The organism is Streptomyces sp. col6, from assembly GCF_008042035.1.
In the GTDB taxonomy this organism is placed as follows: Bacteria; Actinomycetota; Actinomycetes; order Streptomycetales; family Streptomycetaceae; genus Streptomyces.
This window is the reverse complement of record NZ_RDBL01000012.1, coordinates 36,264-53,291: the sequence shown is the minus strand read 5'-3', so window position 1 is coordinate 53,291 and position 17,028 is coordinate 36,264. Positions and strand designations below refer to the sequence as shown.

At 74.1% G+C, this 17,028-nt stretch carries 15 protein-coding genes; 3 read left to right on the top strand and 12 right to left on the bottom strand.

Annotated features, from left to right (window positions below):
• Positions 1-53: 53 nt before the first annotated feature.
• Both EAO73_RS16005 and EAO73_RS16000 read right to left on the bottom strand, forming a co-directional pair.
• Entirely contained in the window at positions 54-752 is a 699-nt protein-coding gene (locus EAO73_RS16005; RefSeq protein ID WP_191134098.1) for an alpha/beta fold hydrolase, read from the bottom strand.
• Between the two features lie 35 nt (positions 753-787).
• Positions 788-1,372, bottom strand: a complete 585-nt coding sequence (locus EAO73_RS16000; protein ID WP_147972226.1) for a PadR family transcriptional regulator — start codon at positions 1,370-1,372, stop codon at positions 788-790.
• A gap of 70 nt (positions 1,373-1,442) precedes the next feature.
• Here EAO73_RS16000 and EAO73_RS15995 point away from each other — a divergent pair, with 70 nt between their 5' ends.
• Both EAO73_RS15995 and EAO73_RS15990 read left to right on the top strand, forming a co-directional pair.
• A complete protein-coding gene (locus EAO73_RS15995; protein WP_147972225.1) occupies positions 1,443-1,832 on the top strand; it encodes a nuclear transport factor 2 family protein in 390 nt (129 codons plus the stop codon).
• Between the two features lie 99 nt (positions 1,833-1,931).
• Positions 1,932-4,064: a SpoIIE family protein phosphatase gene (locus EAO73_RS15990; RefSeq protein WP_147972224.1), complete on the top strand. Its 2,133-nt coding sequence runs from the start codon at positions 1,932-1,934 to the stop codon at positions 4,062-4,064.
• Positions 4,065-4,093: 29 nt separating this feature from the next.
• On the opposite strand, the gene EAO73_RS15985 is transcribed toward EAO73_RS15990, so the two are convergent.
• From EAO73_RS15985 to EAO73_RS15940, 10 genes are all read right to left on the bottom strand, one after another.
• Complete coding sequence (locus tag EAO73_RS15985) at positions 4,094-5,602, bottom strand: ABC transporter ATP-binding protein (RefSeq protein WP_147972223.1); 1,509 nt, start codon at positions 5,600-5,602, stop codon at positions 4,094-4,096.
• Complete coding sequence (locus tag EAO73_RS15980) at positions 5,599-6,471, bottom strand: ABC transporter permease subunit (RefSeq protein WP_147972222.1); 873 nt, start codon at positions 6,469-6,471, stop codon at positions 5,599-5,601. The genes EAO73_RS15985 and EAO73_RS15980 overlap by 4 nt, the downstream gene beginning before the upstream one ends.
• Positions 6,471-7,424 (bottom strand): ABC transporter permease, encoded by a 954-nt coding sequence (locus EAO73_RS15975; protein ID WP_412074602.1) that lies wholly within the window; start codon positions 7,422-7,424, stop codon positions 6,471-6,473. Before EAO73_RS15975 ends, EAO73_RS15980 begins: the two co-directional genes overlap by 1 nt.
• Positions 7,421-9,013, bottom strand: coding sequence for an ABC transporter substrate-binding protein (locus tag EAO73_RS15970; RefSeq protein ID WP_147972220.1), 1,593 nt, complete (start codon positions 9,011-9,013; stop codon positions 7,421-7,423). Before EAO73_RS15970 ends, EAO73_RS15975 begins: the two co-directional genes overlap by 4 nt.
• Before the next feature lie 62 nt (positions 9,014-9,075).
• Positions 9,076-9,870 (bottom strand): class I SAM-dependent methyltransferase, encoded by a 795-nt coding sequence (locus EAO73_RS15965; RefSeq protein ID WP_147972219.1) that lies wholly within the window; start codon positions 9,868-9,870, stop codon positions 9,076-9,078.
• A 10-nt stretch (positions 9,871-9,880) separates the two neighbouring features.
• A complete protein-coding gene (locus EAO73_RS15960) occupies positions 9,881-11,143 on the bottom strand; it encodes an MFS transporter (RefSeq protein WP_147972218.1) in 1,263 nt (420 codons plus the stop codon).
• Positions 11,140-12,219 (bottom strand): enolase C-terminal domain-like protein, encoded by a 1,080-nt coding sequence (locus tag EAO73_RS15955; protein ID WP_147972217.1) that lies wholly within the window; start codon positions 12,217-12,219, stop codon positions 11,140-11,142. The genes EAO73_RS15960 and EAO73_RS15955 overlap by 4 nt, the downstream gene beginning before the upstream one ends.
• Complete coding sequence (locus EAO73_RS15950) at positions 12,216-13,328, bottom strand: PLP-dependent cysteine synthase family protein (protein WP_147972216.1); 1,113 nt, start codon at positions 13,326-13,328, stop codon at positions 12,216-12,218. Before EAO73_RS15950 ends, EAO73_RS15955 begins: the two co-directional genes overlap by 4 nt.
• Positions 13,325-14,158, bottom strand: coding sequence for a Rossmann-like domain-containing protein (locus EAO73_RS15945; RefSeq protein ID WP_147972215.1), 834 nt, complete (start codon positions 14,156-14,158; stop codon positions 13,325-13,327). The genes EAO73_RS15950 and EAO73_RS15945 overlap by 4 nt, the downstream gene beginning before the upstream one ends.
• A complete protein-coding gene (locus tag EAO73_RS15940; RefSeq protein WP_147972214.1) occupies positions 14,155-15,411 on the bottom strand; it encodes an ATP-grasp domain-containing protein in 1,257 nt (418 codons plus the stop codon). The genes EAO73_RS15945 and EAO73_RS15940 overlap by 4 nt, the downstream gene beginning before the upstream one ends.
• Before the next feature lie 250 nt (positions 15,412-15,661).
• On the opposite strand from EAO73_RS15940, the gene EAO73_RS15935 reads away from it, so the two are divergent.
• On the top strand, positions 15,662-16,951 hold the full coding sequence (locus tag EAO73_RS15935; RefSeq protein ID WP_147972213.1) for a phosphoribosyltransferase: 1,290 nt from the start codon (positions 15,662-15,664) through the stop codon (positions 16,949-16,951).
• Positions 16,952-17,028 lie beyond the last annotated feature (77 nt).

Genomic DNA, 17,028 nt, shown 5'->3' with positions numbered 1-17,028 from the left:
GCGGGGGCGCGCGCCCTGATCGTCCGATCGGGCCGCCGCGCCCCCCTGGGCCGTCAGGCGGCGGCCGCCTTGTCGAGGATCGCCGCGAGTTCGTCCGGGCGGGAGATCATCGGCCAGTGCCCGGTGTCCATCGTGACCAGCTCCCACCGCTCGCCGGTCAGCAGACGGGCCACGTCCTCACTCGGTTCGGGACCGTCGAGGAGGCACTTGATGTACGTCGCCGGCAGCTCGCCCAGGGGGCGGTCCAGCACGGCGGGGTCGGCCAGCGCGGCGCCGGGGTGCGGCGTCGCGCCGGACCGGAACCGCGCGATCTGCTCGTCGGTCAGGTCCTGGCCCTCGAACTCGGCGGCCTCCGGTACGGCCCAGAGGCCGCCGTTCCCGTCGAGCTGTGCCTGGAGCGCGTCCGGCCCCTGCCACCAGGCCGAGACGAACGACTCGCCGTCGGCGGGCACGCAGGCGTCCACGAAGACGACCCGGGACAGCCGGTCGCCCAGACGCGCGGCGGCCTGACCCACGGGAATGCCCGAGTAGCTGTGGCCGACGAGGACGATGTCGCGCAGGCCGAGCCGCTCCACCTCGTCGACGATGTCGTTCACATGGGTCTGCCGGCCGACCTGCCGCTCCCGCTTCTCACCGACTCCGGACAGGGTCACCGCATGGACGCCGTGCCCGGCCGCACGCAGGCGCGACGCCACGTCGTCCCACACCGATCCGTCCAGCCAGGCACCCGCCACCAACACGAATTCAGTCATGCCGGGGACCCTAGCCGAGGGGTCTGACAATGCCGTCAGACCGTGTCCCCGCCGCCCACCGCCCGTGCACTGGAACGGAGTTCAAGGATCTCCAGGACGCGCAGCCCCCAGCGCAGGTTCTCCTCCTCGAAGGACCGGCCGCGCATCAGGGTGAGATAGGGGCCGACGCGTTCGGTCTCCGCGAGGAAGGCAGCCTCGTCGCGGCCGTCCAGGAGGCGCAGGCGCAGCCGTTCGTAACGGGCGAGCTTGGCGCGCGCCCACTCCATACGTTCCTCGACCGAAGCGCGTACCGCCTCGGGATCGCCGATGTCCACGGCCTGGATCATCACGAGCAGTTCGTCCCGGATGGCGGTGGGCCGGGGCGCCTCGGCGGTGAACGCGCCGAGCGCGCGGCGGCCTTCCGGTGTGAGGGTGAAGAGCCGTTTGTTCGGCCGGCGCAGTTGCTCGACCACGCGTGCCTCGATCAGGCCGCCCTCCGCGAGCCGGTCCAGTTCCCGGTAGAGCTGCTGCGGTGTGGCGGACCAGAAGTTCGCCACCGAGACGTCGAAGACCTTCGCCAGGTCGTATCCGGACGCCTCGCCTTCGAGCAGGGCCGCCAGGACCGCGTACTTGAGTGACATCTGGACACGCTAGCACCGGTGTGATTAATCTCGTCGGCACCTATTCAACAAATTGACTATGGAGGCCGGGATGCTCGCTTTCCGCAAGGCGGTCGAGGCGCACGACATGGCGGCGGCCGAGGCGGCACTGGCCGACGACGTCGTCTTCACCAGTCCGGTGGCGTTCAAGCCCTATCCGGGGAAGCCGGTCACTGCCGCGATCCTGCGGGCCGTCTCCGAGGTGTTCGGCGACTTCCGCTACGTACGGGAGATGGCGAGCCCGGACGGGCGCGACCACGCGCTCGTCTTCACGGCGAAGGTCGGCGACCGGGAGATCACCGGCTGCGACTTCCTCCACCTGAACGAGGAGGGCCTGATCGACGACCTCATGGTGATGGTCCGCCCCCTGTCGGCCGCGCAGGCGCTGGCCGCGGAGATGGGGGCACGGTTCGAGCAGATCAGCCGGGAGGCGGCGGGCTGATCCCCGCGCGCCCAGGGTCGCCCGAACGGGTCCTGGGAAGCACGTCACGGCGGGCACCATCACGGTGTCGAGCGCGAGGAGCGGGCGTATTGTCCGGTTATGGACACTGTCGGGCCCGCCATGGACTCTGCGGAGGACCGTCTCGACGCGGCGGTGGCGTGTGCCCTGCGGGAGACGGGCGCCGCCGTGGTGATGCTCTATCTGCTCCCGCCCGGCGAATCGACGCTCCGGCTCGCCGTGCTCGCCGGGATTCCCGGGGAGATGGCCGATCCCTGGGTACGGGTGCCGTTGTCCGCACCCATACCGGTGTCCGACGCGGTGAAGGACCGGCACCTGGTGTGGCTGGGCAGCCAGGAGGAGCTGGCCAGACGGTATCCGCGCCCCGCGCTCGTCCTGCCGTACCGCTTCGCGCTGGCCGCCGCGCCCCTGGTCGGTGAGACGGAGGCGCTGGGCGGCCTCGTCCTGCTGTGGCCGGGCTCCCACCCGGCCCAGCTGTCGCCACAGGAGCGCGCGGCGGTCGACGGCTGCTGCGACGACGCGGTGCGGGTGCTGCGCGAGGAGCGGGAGCGGGGCCGTCCGGTGGCCGCCGGCACCGGGCCTCGGGTACTGCCGCCGGTCACCGCACCGCGGCCCGCCCCCACCGAGGCCGTCGCCGCCGCGGACTTCGTCGCCCGGCTCCCGGGCGGCTGCTGCACCCTCGACATGCACGGGAGGATCACCTTCCTCACGGAGACCGGGGCCGAACTGGTCGGGGGGCGCGTGGAGGATCTGGTGGGGACGCTCCCCTGGGAGTCGCTGCGCTGGATGGCCGATCCGCTGTTCGAGGACCAGTACCGGGGCGCGATGATCAGCCGGGAGCCGATGTCCTTCGTCGCCCTGCGGCCGCCGGACCAGTGGCTGTCGTTCCGCCTCTACCCCGACGCGTCCGGCATCAGCGTGTACATCACCCCCGTCAGCGGGCCGCACACGTCGGCGCTGCCCACGGCCACCGGAGCCGCCGCCTCGCCGAGCGCCCCGGGCCGGGCCGTTGCGCTCTACCACCTGATGCATCTGGCCGCGACGCTCACCGAGGCCGTGAGCATCCAGGACGTGGTCGAGCTGATCTCCGAGCAGCTGGCGCCCGCCTTCCGGATCCAGGCGCTCGCCGTGCTGACGACGGCGGAGGGACGCCTGCGCATCGAGGGGCACCGGGGTTTCAGCGCGGAGCTGATGGAGTGCTTCGAGGGCGCGCCACTGACCTCGCACGCCCCTGTCACCCATGTCCTGACGACCGGCGTGCCCGCCTTCTACCGGTCCTTCGACGAGTTCCTGCGCGCCTTCCCGCCCGCCTCGCTCCAGGAGGGACTGGCCGCTCACGCCTTCCTGCCGCTCCTCGCCTCGGGCCGCCCGGTCGGCACACTGGTCCTCGGCTACGACCGCAGGCGCGCCTTCGAGCCGGAGGAACGGGCGCTCCTCACGTCGATCGCCGGCCTGATCGCGCAGGCCCTGGACCGGGCCCGCCTGTACGACACCAAGGAGCAGCTGGCCCACAGCCTCCAGGCCCATCTGCTGCCCCACACCCTGCCCCGGATCGGCGGACTGGACGTGGCCGCCCGCTATCTGCCCGCCACCCGCGGCATGGGCATCGGCGGTGACTTCTACGACGTCATCCCCCTCGACGCCACCACCGCCGCCGCGGCCATCGGTGACGTCCAGGGCCACAACGTGACGGCCGCCGCCCTGATGGGGCAGGTACGCACGGCGGTGCACGCCTCGGCGGGGGCACCGCCCGCAGAGGTGCTCGCGCGCACCAACCGGCTGCTCGCCGATCTCGACCCCGGCCTGTTCACCAGCTGCCTCTACGTCCATCTGGACCTGGCAGGCCACCGCGCCCTGCTGGCCACGGCCGGCCACCCTCCGCCGCTGCTGCGCCACCCCGGCGGGGACACCGAGGTGCTGCGGCTGCCGCCCGGTCTGCTGCTCGGCATCGACCGGGACGCGCGGTACCCGACGACCGAGATCCCGCTGCCGCCGGGCGCCGCGCTCGCGCTGTACACGGACGGGCTCGTGGAGGTCCCCGGCACCGACCTCGACGAGTCGACGGCCGCGCTCGCCCAGCAGTTCACCCGCGGCTCCGGCCGTCCCATGGACGCGGTGGCGGACGACCTGGTGCGGTACGCGAAGGAGGTCACGCCCGGCAGCGACGACATCGCGCTGCTGCTGATCGAGGCGCTGGCGAGCGGGGGCGGCTGAGGGGGGTGACCTCCGCGACGTGCATCGCGTCAGCCCCCGGGTACGGCGAACGCCCCGTCCGCCGCCACGAGTTCCCTCGTGAACGCGTGCTCCGGCGAGCCCAGTACCCGGCCCGCCGCCCCCGCCTCCAGCATTCTGCCGCGGTCCATCACCGCGATCCGGTCCGCCAGGGCGGCGGTGCCCAGGTCATGGGTGATCAGGACCAGCGCGTTCATGCGGCCGGAGCTCAGCAGCCCGCCGAGCAGGGAGAGAACCGCGCCCCGGGCCGGCGGATCGAGGCCCGCCGTGATCTCGTCGCACACCAGGACCCGGGGACGGGCCAGGACCGCGCGGGCGAGCGCCGCCCGCTGGAGTTCGCCACCGGACAGGTGCGCGGGCAGCCGCTTCGCCATCGTCTCCGTGAGGCCCAGGGCGTCCAGCAGTGCGAGCGCCTCGTGCCTCGCCACGGCCGGGGCCGCCCCGCGCAGGCGTACCGCTGTCCGCGCGACCTGGCCGAGCACGGGGCGGTACTCGTCGAAAGCCGCCTTCGCGTCCTGGAAGACGTACTGCACACCGGCCACCTGGGTCCGGGAGCGGTCGCGCAGACCGGCCGGCAGGGACGCACCGTCGAGCAGCACCTCGCCGGCATGGCGAGGGTGCAGGCCGCTCAGGCAGCGGGCCAGGGTCGTCTTGCCGCTCCCGGACCGGCCCACGACGGCGAGGCATTCACCGGCACGGACGGTGAGCGAGACGCGGTCGAGCACCGGCGTCCGGCCGTGCCGCGCGTCCATCGCGCGCACGTCGAGCACCACCTCGTCCCGCCCCGCACCGCCCAGCGGGGTCCGGCAGGGCGCGTCCACCGGCCCCGGATCCCGCACCCGGCCGTCGTGCAGGACGACCACCTCGTCGGCCAGCGCGCGGACGACGCCCGGGTCATGACTGAGCAGGAGTACGGCGATCCCCTGCCGGGCCGCGTCGGCCAGCAGGTCCACGACTCCCCGCTTCGTCAGCGGGTCCTGTCCGGTGGTCGGTTCGTCAGCGACGACGACGCGGGCGCCGAGAAGCAGGACCTGGGCGAGCACCACGCGCTGCTGCTGCCCCCCGGAGAGCTGGTGCGGGAAGCGGCGCAGCAGCCGGCCGTCCGCCGGCAGCCGGACGCGGGCGAGCGCGTCGAGCACCCGTTCCCGCGCCGCCGCCCGGCGCCGGGAGCGCGGCAGGTGCCGCACCCGGCCGCGGGCGATGTCCAGGAGCAACGCGCCGATGCGGCGGGCCGGGTTGAGCACGGCTGCCGGGTGCTGCGGCACGTATCCGATCAGGCCCTGCGGCACCCGTACGCTGCCGGTCACGCGCGCTCCGGGCGGGTACTCGCCGAGCAGGGCGCGCCCGGTGGTCGTCTTGCCGCTGCCCGAGGCGCCCGTCAGCGCGGTGATCCTGCCGGGCAGCAGGCGCAGGTCCACACCGTCGAGGACGGCGCGTCCGCCGGTCTCCACCCGTAGCCCCTCGATCACGGCGACCGGCTCCCGTGCGGAGGTCGCGGCGGTGCGCGAAAGTGTGTTCATCGGTTCTTCTCCGTGCGGTGCGGGCGGGTGAGCGCGGCGTCGACGAGCAGGTTGCCGCCCAGGGTGAGTGCGACGATCAGCAGGGCGGGCACCACCGCGGCCCACGGCTGAACGGACAGTCCGGTGCGGTTGCGGTCCACCATCACCGCCCAGTCGGAGGCGTCCGGTGCCACACCCACGCCGAGGAAGGCGGCGGTGGCCACGAGGTAGACCGCGCCGGTGAGGCGTACGCCGACGTCCGCGGCAAGGGTGCGGCCCACCGACCGTCCGACATAGCCGAGGGCCAGCCGCGCCCAGCTCTCGCCCTGCATGCGCAGGGCCTCGACGGCGGGGCGCGACGCGGCCTCCGCTCCGGCGGCGCGTACGATCCTGGCCGCGTCCGGGATCGCGACGAGGGCGACCACGGCCGCGAGACCGGCCGGGCCCGGCCGTACGGCGGTGGCCACCAGCAGGACGACGAGGAGCGAGGGCACGGCGAGCAGGACGTCCAGCGGGCGCATCAGCACCTCCTCCAGCCAGGCCCGGCGGGTCAGGGCGCAGACGAAGCCGACGGGCAGCGCCACCGCGTAGGTCAGGGCCGTGGCCGCGACGGCCACGGTGACGACGGACCGGCCCCCGAGCAGCACTTCCCGCAGTACATCGCGGCCGGTGAAGTCGGTGCCGAGCACGTGGCCGGCTCCCGGGGTCAGTGAGGTGCCGCGCGGTCCCGCGTCCCCGGCGAGCAGCGGCCCGGCCAGGGCGAGCAGCAGGGGTATGCCGAGGACCAGGAGACCGGGGACGAAGCGCGACGCGCCCCGCGGGCCGGAGTGCGCGCGGCCGACGACGATTCTCTTGAGCCCGCGCCGGGAGCGGGCCACGGCGACGGCCATCACGCGGCCACCTCCGTCCGGGGCGCGAGGCGGTGGGTGACCAGGTCGGCGCCGAGGTTGAGCAGAACGGTGGCGAGGCCGAAGACCACCGCGAGCCCCTGCACCGTGGGCAGATCGCGCTCGGCGACGGCGTTCATCAGGACGGTGCCGAGCCCGGGGACCACGAACAGGGCCTCGACGACGACCACCCCGCACAGCAGCCAGTCGATCGTGCGGGCCAGTTGCTGGGCGGCCGGGGCGAGGGCGTTGGGGAGGGCGTGCGCGTAGCGGACGCGGGTGCGGGAGAGGCCGTACCGGCGGGCCTGAGCGACGTACGGGGAGGCCAGCGCGTCGAGCATGCCCGCGCGGACGAGCCGGGCGAGCGAGCAGACCGGGCGCGCGAGCAGGACGAGGACGGGCAGGACGAGTGCGGCGGGGTGGGAGGCGAGCTCGGTGCCGTACCCCACCGCGGTCGGCGGGAACCACCCGAGCCGCAGCGCGAAGACTGCCACCAGCAGTGCTCCCAGGGCGAATTCGGGAACGGCGTAGAGACTCAGCAGCACCGCGCTGATGGACCGGTCCACCGCCCCGCCCTCGCGCCGGGCCGCCAGCACGCCGAGGCCGATCGCGGCCGGCACCAGCAGCAGGACCGTTGGCACAGCGAGCAGCAGGGTCGGGCCCAGGCCGTCCGCGAGCGCGGCGGCGACGGGCCGACCCGAGGTCAGCGAGACGCCGAGGTCTCCGTGGAGCAGCCCGGCCGTCCAGTCCAACAGGCGTTCGTGGGCCGGCCGGTCCAGACGCATGGCTGTGCGGACGGCCTCGATGCGTGCCGGGTCCGGCTGGTCGCCGGCGAGGGCGACGGCGGCGTCGCCGGGCAGGGCCTCGGTGGCGGCGAAGACGAGCACGACCACGGCGGCGGTCTGCACGCCCCCGAGCAGCAGCCGGCGCGCCACCCAGTGTCCGGGCGCCTTCACGCCAGCCACACCTTGTCGAAGCGGGCCCAGTCGAGGGTGTTGGCCGGTGCCGTGCGCGCGATGCCCCGGACGTTGCGGGCGGTGCCGAGTATCCAGTCGGCGAAGCCCCAGATGAGGAACGGGCCCTCGGTGTACAGACGGCGCTGCATCCGGGCGTAGACATCGGCGCGCTGCTTCGGGTCCCGCGTGGACTGGGCCTGCTGATACAGCGCGTCGAAGTCGGGGTGGCGCCAGTGGGTGGCGTTGGTGGTGGAGTCGGTGAGCAGGCGCTGGGAGAGGTGCGACTCGATGGGCATCGCCCCGGACCGGTAGCAGCACAGTGTGCCGGTGTCGAGGATGTCCTTCCAGAACGTGTCCTTGCTGCCGGTCCGTACGCGGACGGTGATACCGGCCTTCGCCGCCTGGTCGCGGAAGACGGCGGCGGCCTCGGTGAACCCGGTGGCGACCGGTGAAGTGTCCAGGGTGATCCGCAGGTCGTCGGCTCCCGCCTCCTTCAGCAGCCGGCGGGCGCGGCCGAGGTCCTGCTCGCGCTGGGGGAGACCGTCGGCGTAGTACTCGTACCCCTTGCCGAAGAGGTCGTTGCCGATCTCACCGGCGCCGGAGAGGGCGCTGCGGACGAGCTCCGCGCGGTCGGCGACGAGGAACAGCGCCTGGCGGACACGGCGGTCGTCGAAGGGCGGCCGGTCGGTCTTCATGGCGAAGGACTGCATGGCGCTGTTGCGCAGCCGCACGATGGACACGCGCCCGCCGTGCTCGTGGGCGCGGGCGGTCGCGGGGTTCAGCTCGTGGGCGTACTCCACCTGGCCGCCGAGCAGGGCGTTGACGCGTGCGGACTCCTCGTCGGCGACGACGAATTCCAGTTCGTCCAGGTGCGGGGCGCCCTCCCAGTAGTCGTCGTGGCGGCGCAGCAGGGTGGAGCGGCCCGGCGTGAAGGAGACAAGGCGGAACGGTCCGCTGCCGACGGGCGCGTGGTCGAAGTCGCCCTCGCGTGCCGACGCCGGGATGATGTACGCGCCGAACGCGGCCATGACGTTGGGGAATTCGGCCGTCGGGCGCTTGAGGACGAACTCGACGGTCCGCTCGTCCAGGGCCCGGCTGGCGGCCAGGTCGATCGGTTCGAGCGACGCCCTGGCCCGGAAGGCGCGCTTCGGGTCGGCTATGCGCCGGTAGCTGTGCAGGACGTCGGCTGCCGTCACGGGCTTTCCGTCGTGGAAGACGGCGTCACGCAGCGAGACCTTCCACCGCTTCAGGGTGGTGTCCGGTTCCCAGGAGGCGGCGAGGCGGGGCCGCGCGGAGAGGTCGGCGCCGTAGTCGGCGAGCTTGTCGTAGAGGGCCTTGGCGCGGGCCGCGTCGGCGAACAGGTTGCTCAGATGCGGGTCCAGGGTCTCGCTCGCCCCTCCCCCGGCGAAGGCGGCCCGCAGCCGGCCGCCGCGCCTGGGGGTGCCTTCGTCGCCCTCGGCGTCGGAGCGCCCCGGGCCGGAGGCGCCGGCGCAGCCGGAGAGGGCGAGGGCTCCGGCTGCCGCTCCCGATGCGATGAGGAAGCCGCGGCGGTACAGGCCGGGGAAGCGGCCGTGATGGTCGTCGTGCATGACGGATGTCCTTGCTGTGTGGTGGGTTTCGCGGGCCGGGTGCGGCTGTGGTGGACCCTGTGTCAGGCGTGCGGGGCCGTACGCCGCGCGACGAGGTGGAGCCGGTCACCGGCCGTGGTGCCCGTCGGCGCGTCGCCCTCGCACCAGGCGGGGTCGGTGCGGGGGCCGGGCCCGTCATGCAGGGCCAGCACCTCGAATCCGGCCTCGGTGATGGTGCGGCGCAGTTCGTCGGGCAGCAGCAGGCGCCAGGCCGAGCGCTGTTCGACCGGGGGCGCCCCGTCGTCCGTGGTCCAGGCGCGGGAGCGGTGCAGGAGGCGTGCGGCGGGGTCCACGCGCAGCCGGGTGACGGAGCGGTAGGTGACGCCTTCGTGGGTGAACGCGTGGGTGGCGGGGGCGGCGGTGACGTGCGCGCGGCCCAGGAAGTAGGCGCCGTTGCGCATCTCCGCGACGAGCAGGCCGCCGAGGGCGAGCGCCCGGTGGCAGGAGGCGAGGAAGCCGTCGAGTTCGGCGTCGGTCCGGCAGTACAGCAGCGCGCTGTCCAGGCAGACCACGGCGTCGAAAGCCCCCGCCCCCAGGTCGAAGCGGCGCAGGTCGGCACGGACGTGGCGGGGGCCGGGGTGGTGCCGGGCCGCGTACCGGAGCATTGCGTCGGAGAGGTCCGCGCCGGTCACCGTACGGCCCGCCGTGTGGAGATGGGCGGCGTCGCGGCCGGTGCCGCAGCCGATGTCCAGGACGCGGGCGCCGCTCCCGTGGGTGCGCAGGCACTCCTCGGTCCAGCGTCCGGCGAGCCGTTCGGTGTCGGGGAAGCGCGCCTCGTACAGGGCCGGGTTGTCGGTGAGCAGGTTCCTGTTGTTCACGACGGCCTCCTCACGCGCGGGCCGGCACGGGGGCCGGCCCTCCGGGCAGTGCCCCGACACGGTGGAGCCGGGCGACGGCGGCGGCGGAGGCGAGGCCGAGACCGAGGCAGCACGCCCAGGGCAGCCACCCGGCGCCTGTGCGCCCACCGGTGTCCATGGCCCAGCCGACGGCCGCGTTGCCCAGGGCGGCCGCGATGCCGGAGACGACGTAGAAGATGCCGAAGTAGGTGCCGGTGAGCCGGGAGCGGCCGAAGGCGGGCACCAGTTCCATCACGAAGGGCTGGGCCATCATGAGACCGGTCTGCAGGAGCAGGGCCCCCATCAGTACCGGGGTCAGGTGCAGCAGGGAGCCCGGCAGGTCCCCCGCGCCGGCGGACGGTCCGGACGTCACGAGCATGGGGGGAACGAAGGCCGCGCCCATGAGCGCGAGGCCGCCGCTGATCCAGCCCGCCCGGCTGCCGCGCCGCTTCAGCGCCCGTGTGATGCGCAGTTGGAGGCCGAGACCGGCGAGCGTCGCCACGAGGAGGACCGGGCCGGCCGCACCGTCCCATCCGGTGGCCCGTCGGGCGCCGTCGGGCAGCAGCAGATAGAGCTGGCTCTCCAGCGCGATCATGGCAACCATGGCCAGGGCGAACGCCATGAATGCCCGGTTCCCGACCACTTCGCGCCAGTCGGCGAGCACGCTCTCCTTGGCCGGGGTGACCTGACCGGCGGGCAGCATCAGGGCCTGGGCGACGGTGAGGAGGGCGAAGAGCCCGGCCGCCGTCAGGGCCGCCGCCCGGAAGTCGACGAGAAGGAGCGCGCTGCCGAGCAGGGGGCCGATGAGGGCCCCGGTCGTCGCGAACACGTTGAACAGGGCGAACGCCTCGGCTCTGCGCTCCCCGGCCTCCTGGGCGAGATAGGCCCGCACGGCCGGGTTGAACAGGGCGCCGGCCAGTCCGCTGAGCACCGAGGCGGCCAGCAGCACCGCCGTCCCGTCGCCCAGGGCGAACAGGCCGAAGCCCACGGTCCGCAGGGCGCAGCCGGTGATGATCACCCCGCGCGCGCCCAGCCGGTCCGCCGCCGAGCCGCCGATGACGAAAAGCCCCTGCTGGCTGAGGTTGCGCACCCCGAGCACGGTGCCGACGGCAGCGGCGGACATGCCGAGATCGCGGCTCATATGCACGGCGAGGTAGGGGATGAGCAGGTAGAAGCCCGTGTTCACACCGAGTTGGTTGACCAGCAGGAGGCGAACGGCCGGGCTGAAACCACGGATCTCGCGCCATGTCGTCACGGCCGTGCCTCCGCTTCGGGGGCCGGCGTCCGAGGGTGGTCGAACGGTGTGCTCGGGCGTACGCCGAGTCCGGGCCGCGCACTCGCGCGTACGGTGCCGTCATCGCCGCCGATGCCGGTCCAGGGGTCGTGGGAGAGCAGAAGATGCCCGTCCAGATCGGTCCACCGGGCGCGGTCGGCGAGGTGGACGGCCGGCGCGATGCCGAGTGAACTGGCGGTGAGGCAGCCGAGCATGAGGTCCGTTCCGCTTCCGGCGAGCAGTCCGGCGATGCGCAGGGCCGCGCCGGCTCCGCCGCACTTGGCGAGCTTGACGTTGATGCCGTGGACACGGCCGGTGAGGCGGCGGGCGTCCTCGAAGGACACCGCGTCCTCGTCCGCGACGACCGGCAGCGGTGAACGCGCGGCCAGGCGGGCCAGCCCTTCCGGGTCGCCCGGCGCGACGGGCTGTTCGACGGCCTCGACGCCCAGTTCGGCGAAGCGGCCGAGCAGCCGGGGCGCGGCGGACGCGCTCCAGCCGCCATTCGGGTCGAGCAGCAGGCGTGCCCCGGGAGCGGCGGCGCGGACGGCGCGGACCCGTGCGATGTCGTCCTCGGGGTCCGCCGATCCGGCTTTGACCTTCAGGACCGTGAACCCCTGGTCCGCGAGGCGGGTGGCGAGGGCGGCGGCCCGGGACGGTGTGGTGATGCCGATGGTCCGGGCGGTCGCGGCCGTGGGCGCGTCGGTCGCGCCCAGGAGCCGGTACACAGGCTCTCCGGCGCGCTTGCCGACGAGGTCGAGCAGCGCGGACTCCACAGCGGCGGTGACCGCCGGTGGCGCGCCGGTGGTGTCCTCGGGCAGGGCGGCGAGGGCGGTCTCGGGGTCGGGGAAACGGGCGAGTGCCTCCGAGCAGCGGTGCAGCCACTGGTGCAGGGCGCCGGTGTCCAGGCCGTAGTACACGCTGGTGACAGCTTCGCCGTGGCCGTGGAGCCCCTGGTGCTCGACGGACAGCCGGACGGCGTGCCGGGCGGTCGTGGTGGACCGGCAGATCCGCAGCGGCTCGGCGAGCCGGAGCTCCGTGGTGCGTCGGGTGCACTTCATCGGCTCTCCCGGGGTGCGTGCGGCAGGTGGGCCGCGCCCGCCCGCGCACCCGCCCGCGGATCGACAACGGTCGTACAGCGGGTCCACCCCGTGGCCTCCGCCGCTCGGGGGTGGGAGATCTCGACGGGCCGGGTCGCCGGCGTGCCCGTCCGCAGGCCGTGCAGGGCGTTGAAGCCGTCGTCGAAGACGCTGCCGAGGTAGCGGTGGGGCCCGTCGGGGAAGACGGTGGCGACGACCGCGTCCGGGTGCACGCGGGCCGCCCAGGCGGCGACGAGGGCGACGGCGCCGGTACTCCAGCCGCCGCTGACGAAGTTGCCCCGGGCGAGCCGGCGGCAGCTGTCGGCGGCCTCGGCCGGGCCGACCCAGTGCACCTCGTCGAAGCGGTCGTGGGCGACGTTGCGGGGATGGATGCTGCTGCCCAGGCCGCGCATGAGCCGGGGGCGGGCGGGCTGGCCGAAGATCGTCGAGCCGGTGGAGTCGACGCCGATCAGCCGCAGCGCGGGCCAGTGGCGGCGCAGCCAGGCGGCCGTTCCGGCGCTGTGCCCGCCGGTGCCGACGCTGCACACCAGCACGTCCACCCGGTCGAGCCGGCCGGCGATCTCGGCGGCGAGCGAGGCGTAACCCGCCGTGTTGTCGGGGTTGTTGTACTGGTCGGGCCAGTAGGCGTGCGGCAGCGTGGAGAGCAGTTCGCGGAGCCGGGCGAGCCGGGCCGCCTGCCAGCCGCCCCGCTCGGCCGGACGGTCGACGAGCTCCAGCCGGGCACCGTGGGAGCGCAGCAACTGCCGCATGGACGGTTCGAGTTCGGTGTCGCCCACCAGGACGACGGGGTGGCCGAGTGCCTGGCCGGCGAAGGCGAGCCCGATGCCGAGCGTGCCGGACGTCGACTCCACGACCGGGGCGCCGGGCAGGAGTTCGCCGCGCGTCTCGGCCCCCTGGAGCATCGACACGGCGGCACGTGCCTTCATGCCTCCCACGCCGAAGCCTTCGAGCTTCGCCCAGAAGCCGGGATGCGGACAGGGCAGGGGCGCGGTGATACGGGCGAGCGGGGTGCGCCCGACCAGGCCGAGCAGTTCGCGGTTGCCTGCGGGACGCAGAAGTGCCGTGGTCACCGGGTGCCTCCGTACTGGTGGATGGTGCCGGGACCGCCGTCGAGCCAGAAGAAGGGGTACGGCTCCGCGGACACGGCGGTCACCCCGGAGCCGATGAACCGGGGCAGCACCGCGCTGCCCGTCTGGGCGAACATCACGAGCGGCTTGCCGTACCGCAGCGCATGGGTCCTGAACTGCTCGAAGCTGCCGTTGCCGAGCGTCATTCCGGAGGCGAGGACGGCATCGCAGCGGGTGAGCAGGTCCGAGGCGTTCTCGCGCACCGGCTCGCCCCACTCCGTGGTGCCGCCCTTGAGATCGCAGGGCACGTAACGCAGCCCGCGCTCCCGCAGCGCCTCCAGGAGCGAGTTGACCACCCCGACGACGAGGACGGTCCGGCCGGGCGGGAGGTCCAGCAGGCCGACGACGGCGCGTGCCCTGGCCCGGGACTTCTCCAGTGAGGTCCCCGCGGGCAGCGGCTGCGGCCGGGCGCCCGAGGCGGGGCCGTGGGGCAGGACGTGCATGAGGAAGGCGTCCAGCGCGGCGATCCGTACCGGCCGCAGCGGGTGGGCGAGCAGGGTGGCGGCATCGGTACCGACGCAGTCGTCGGCCGCGCCGTCCGGGAGTCCGCCCGGCTCGACCGCGCAGGAGCCGACGGCTGCGGCAATGCGCAGGCTCAGCACCTCGTTGCGGTAACCGCCGGTGCGTCCCGTGTGGCTGACGGACTGGCGGGTGGTGAAGGCGGTGCTGACCCGAAGCGTTCTGGGGTTGTGCCCGAAGGCTCCGGCCAGGACCCGGGACACGAGGTCCTCGCACGAGCCGGGGGCCGGGGCGATGGCGGTGTGTGCGGTCATCGGGACACCACCCGGGGGCGCAGGCCCGACAGAAGTGCTTCCACGCGGTCGCGGGCGCCCGGCCCGTCGGTGTCGCCGGCCATCACATGCCCGAGGTATTCGTTGTTGCTGCCTGCGGCGGTGACCCGGGTGCCGGGCGCGGCGAGGCTCAGCTCCAGCACGTCCGGGGCCTCCCCGACCGTGTCGCCGCCGTCGATCGCGTCCAGCACTCCCCCGGCGCCGGGCACCAGGAAGCCGATGGCGGCGCTGCGCAGTCCGGTGTCGTGGCGGCGCAGGTCGGGCTCCCGGCCGAGGGCGACGTCGACACAGGCGGCGGCGATGTCGATGCCGGTCACATGCCGGACGAGTTCGGTGATGCGGTTGCCGGCGGGGCGGGGATTGACCTCCACCACACGGGGGCCGGCGGGCGTCAGTTTGATCTCGGTGTGCGCCACGACGTGGTCGAGGCCGAGCGCCTCGACCGCCCGGACCGCGGTGTCCCGGGCCGCGCGGGCGTCGTGCTCGGTGAGGGCCGCCGGAAACATGTGTCCGGTCTCCACGAAGGCCGGTGCGCCGCCGATGCTCTTGTCGGTCACCCCGACCACCTGGGTCCGTCCCCCGTGGGTGACGGTCTCGACACTGACCTCGGGACCGTGCAGCAACTCCTCCAGCAGGACCACGGGGGAACGCCGCTGGCCCCGCGCGTTGACCGGGAAGTCGGCGAGGGCCCGGTGGGCATCAGCGAGCTGTGCCTCGTCGTCGACGCGGCGCACCAGCATCCCGGCACACAGGTCGACCGGCTTGACGACCAGCGGCAGGCAGATCCGCGCCGCCGCCTTCGCGGTCTCGGCCCAGTCGGCGCAGACCGCGTAACGCGGCCCGGGGACTCCCGCACGGGCGAGGACGTCCCGGGTGGCGTCCTTGCGGCAGGCGTTCTCCATCGCCTCGGGAGCGGGACCGGCGAGGCCCAGCCGGGCCGCGACGCGGGCGGCCGACGGCAGGTAGTAGTCACAGGACGAGACCACCCCGTCGAACCCCAGGGCCGCGTGGGCCCGTTCGGCGAACGGCAGCAGCCGGCCGGGGTCGTTGGTGGGAGCCGTCAGCACGTGGCGTGCCGAGAGCAGCGGGTGGCGGGCTCCCTCGGGCGCCGAGCGCAGGTAGTGGTGCAGGTCTCGGGTGAGGAAGGTGAATTCGTGCCCGCCCTCCCGGATCGCTCTCGGCAGCAGTCTGCTCATCGACCCGACCCAGCTCTCGACCATCAGCAGATGAGCCACAACTCCCCCTCTTGACCGCACGGTTGCAGGACGTCGGGCGCACGCCGGCCCGGTCGGCAGGCCGTGCGCCCGACCCCGCATACGTTAACGACAATCGTTTTCATTGTCACCTGGGTCGCGGATCCGGGAGTTCGTCCGCCGCCGATTTGCGCACGTCCGGCGCGCGGGGACGATGGAAATGAGGTAGGTGCGTCGCCCGGCACGAGGCGGGTGACTGCCGCGCGTTTCTCTCCGATGTGAGGTGAGTCCCGTGCTGTTCGCCGACCGGGCCGACGCGGGCCGGCGGCTCGCCGAGGCCCTCGGTCCCCTCGCGCAGAGCGACCCGGTCGTGCTGGGTCTGCCGCGCGGCGGTGTGCCGGTCGCCTTCCGCGTCGCACAGGAACTCGGCGCGCCGCTCGATGTGATCGTGGTCCGCAAGCTGGGCGTCCCGCATCACCCGGAACTCGGCTTCGGCGCCATCGGCGAGGGCGGCGTCCGCGTCATCAGCGAGGACCTCGTGCGCCGGGCCGGCGTGTCGGAGTCCGAGGTGGCCTCCGTCCAGCAGGCCGAGGAGGTCGAACTGGCTCGCCGCGCCCGCACGTTCCGGGGTGAACGGCCGCGCATCCCCCTCGAAGGGCGCACGGTGGTCCTCGTGGACGACGGCATCGCCACCGGCGCGACCGCCCTAGCCGCCTGCGCGGTGGCGCGGGCGCAGGGCGCCGCCCATGTCGTGCTGGCCGTGCCCGTCGCGCCACCGTCCGCCGCGGCCCGGCTGCGTGAGGAGGCCGACGAGCTGGTGTGCCTGTCGGCGCCGTCCGGGTTCTCGGCGGTGGGCGAGTGGTACCGGGACTTCGACCAGACCCCGGACGAGGAAGTCGTCGCGCTGCTGACCCGCGCGCGGCAGGCGGGGCCCCGGCTCACCAGCGATGTCCTGGTGGAGGCGGGCGGAGTGGATCTGCCCGGCGCCCTGACCCCGGCCAGGGACTCCGGGGCGCTCGTGATGTTCGCCCACGGCTCGGGGAGCAGCAGGCACAGCCCGCGCAACCGGTCGGTCGCGGCGGCACTGAACAGGGCCGGCCTCGGCACGCTGCTGTTCGACCTGCTCACCGCCGACGAGGAGGCCGAGGGCGGCCACGTCTTCGACATCTCGGCCCTCGCCGGCCGCCTGGTGGACGCCGCTGCCTGGGTGCGGGAGCACTCCCCGGGTCCCCTCGGCGTGTTCGGTGCCAGTACGGGCGCCGCCGCCGCGCTCCAGGCGGCGGCCGTCGTCGGCGCGGACCGGGACACGGGGATCGGGGCGGTCGTCTCGCGCGGCGGCCGGCCGGACCTCGCAGGCGCCCGTCTGGGCGAGGTCCGCTCGCCGACGCTGCTCCTCGTGGGCAGCAGGGACACCGAGGTGCTGGACCTGAACCGCCGGGCCCAGGCGGAACTGCGCTGCGAGAACCGGCTCGACGTCATTCCCGGCGCGACGCATCTCTTCGAGGAGCCGGGGACGCTGGACGAGGTCGCCGAACGGGCCCGCGCGTGGTTCGTCGGCCACCTGACCGAGGGCGCCACCTGACGCGCACCCCGGCCACCGGTTCCGACGGCTTTTTCCGGCACGAGGCAACCCCGGGCACCGATCCGTGGTCTTGATCC

Bases quoted from the DNA above. Each gene is read 5' to 3' on its own strand.
- EAO73_RS16005 (WP_191134098.1), bottom strand. From the start codon at position 752: ATGACTGAATTCGTGTTGGTGGCGGGTGCCTGGCTGGACGGATCGGTG.
- EAO73_RS16000 (WP_147972226.1), bottom strand. From the start codon at position 1,372: ATGTCACTCAAGTACGCGGTCCTGGCGGCCCTGCTCGAAGGCGAGGCG.
- EAO73_RS15995 (WP_147972225.1), top strand. From the start codon at position 1,443: ATGCTCGCTTTCCGCAAGGCGGTCGAGGCGCACGACATGGCGGCGGCC.
- EAO73_RS15990 (WP_147972224.1), top strand. From the start codon at position 1,932: ATGGACACTGTCGGGCCCGCCATGGACTCTGCGGAGGACCGTCTCGAC.
- EAO73_RS15985 (WP_147972223.1), bottom strand. From the start codon at position 5,602: ATGAACACACTTTCGCGCACCGCCGCGACCTCCGCACGGGAGCCGGTC.
- EAO73_RS15980 (WP_147972222.1), bottom strand. From the start codon at position 6,471: ATGGCCGTCGCCGTGGCCCGCTCCCGGCGCGGGCTCAAGAGAATCGTC.
- EAO73_RS15970 (WP_147972220.1), bottom strand. From the start codon at position 9,013: ATGCACGACGACCATCACGGCCGCTTCCCCGGCCTGTACCGCCGCGGC.
- EAO73_RS15955 (WP_147972217.1), bottom strand. From the start codon at position 12,219: ATGAAGTGCACCCGACGCACCACGGAGCTCCGGCTCGCCGAGCCGCTG.
- EAO73_RS15945 (WP_147972215.1), bottom strand. From the start codon at position 14,158: ATGACCGCACACACCGCCATCGCCCCGGCCCCCGGCTCGTGCGAGGAC.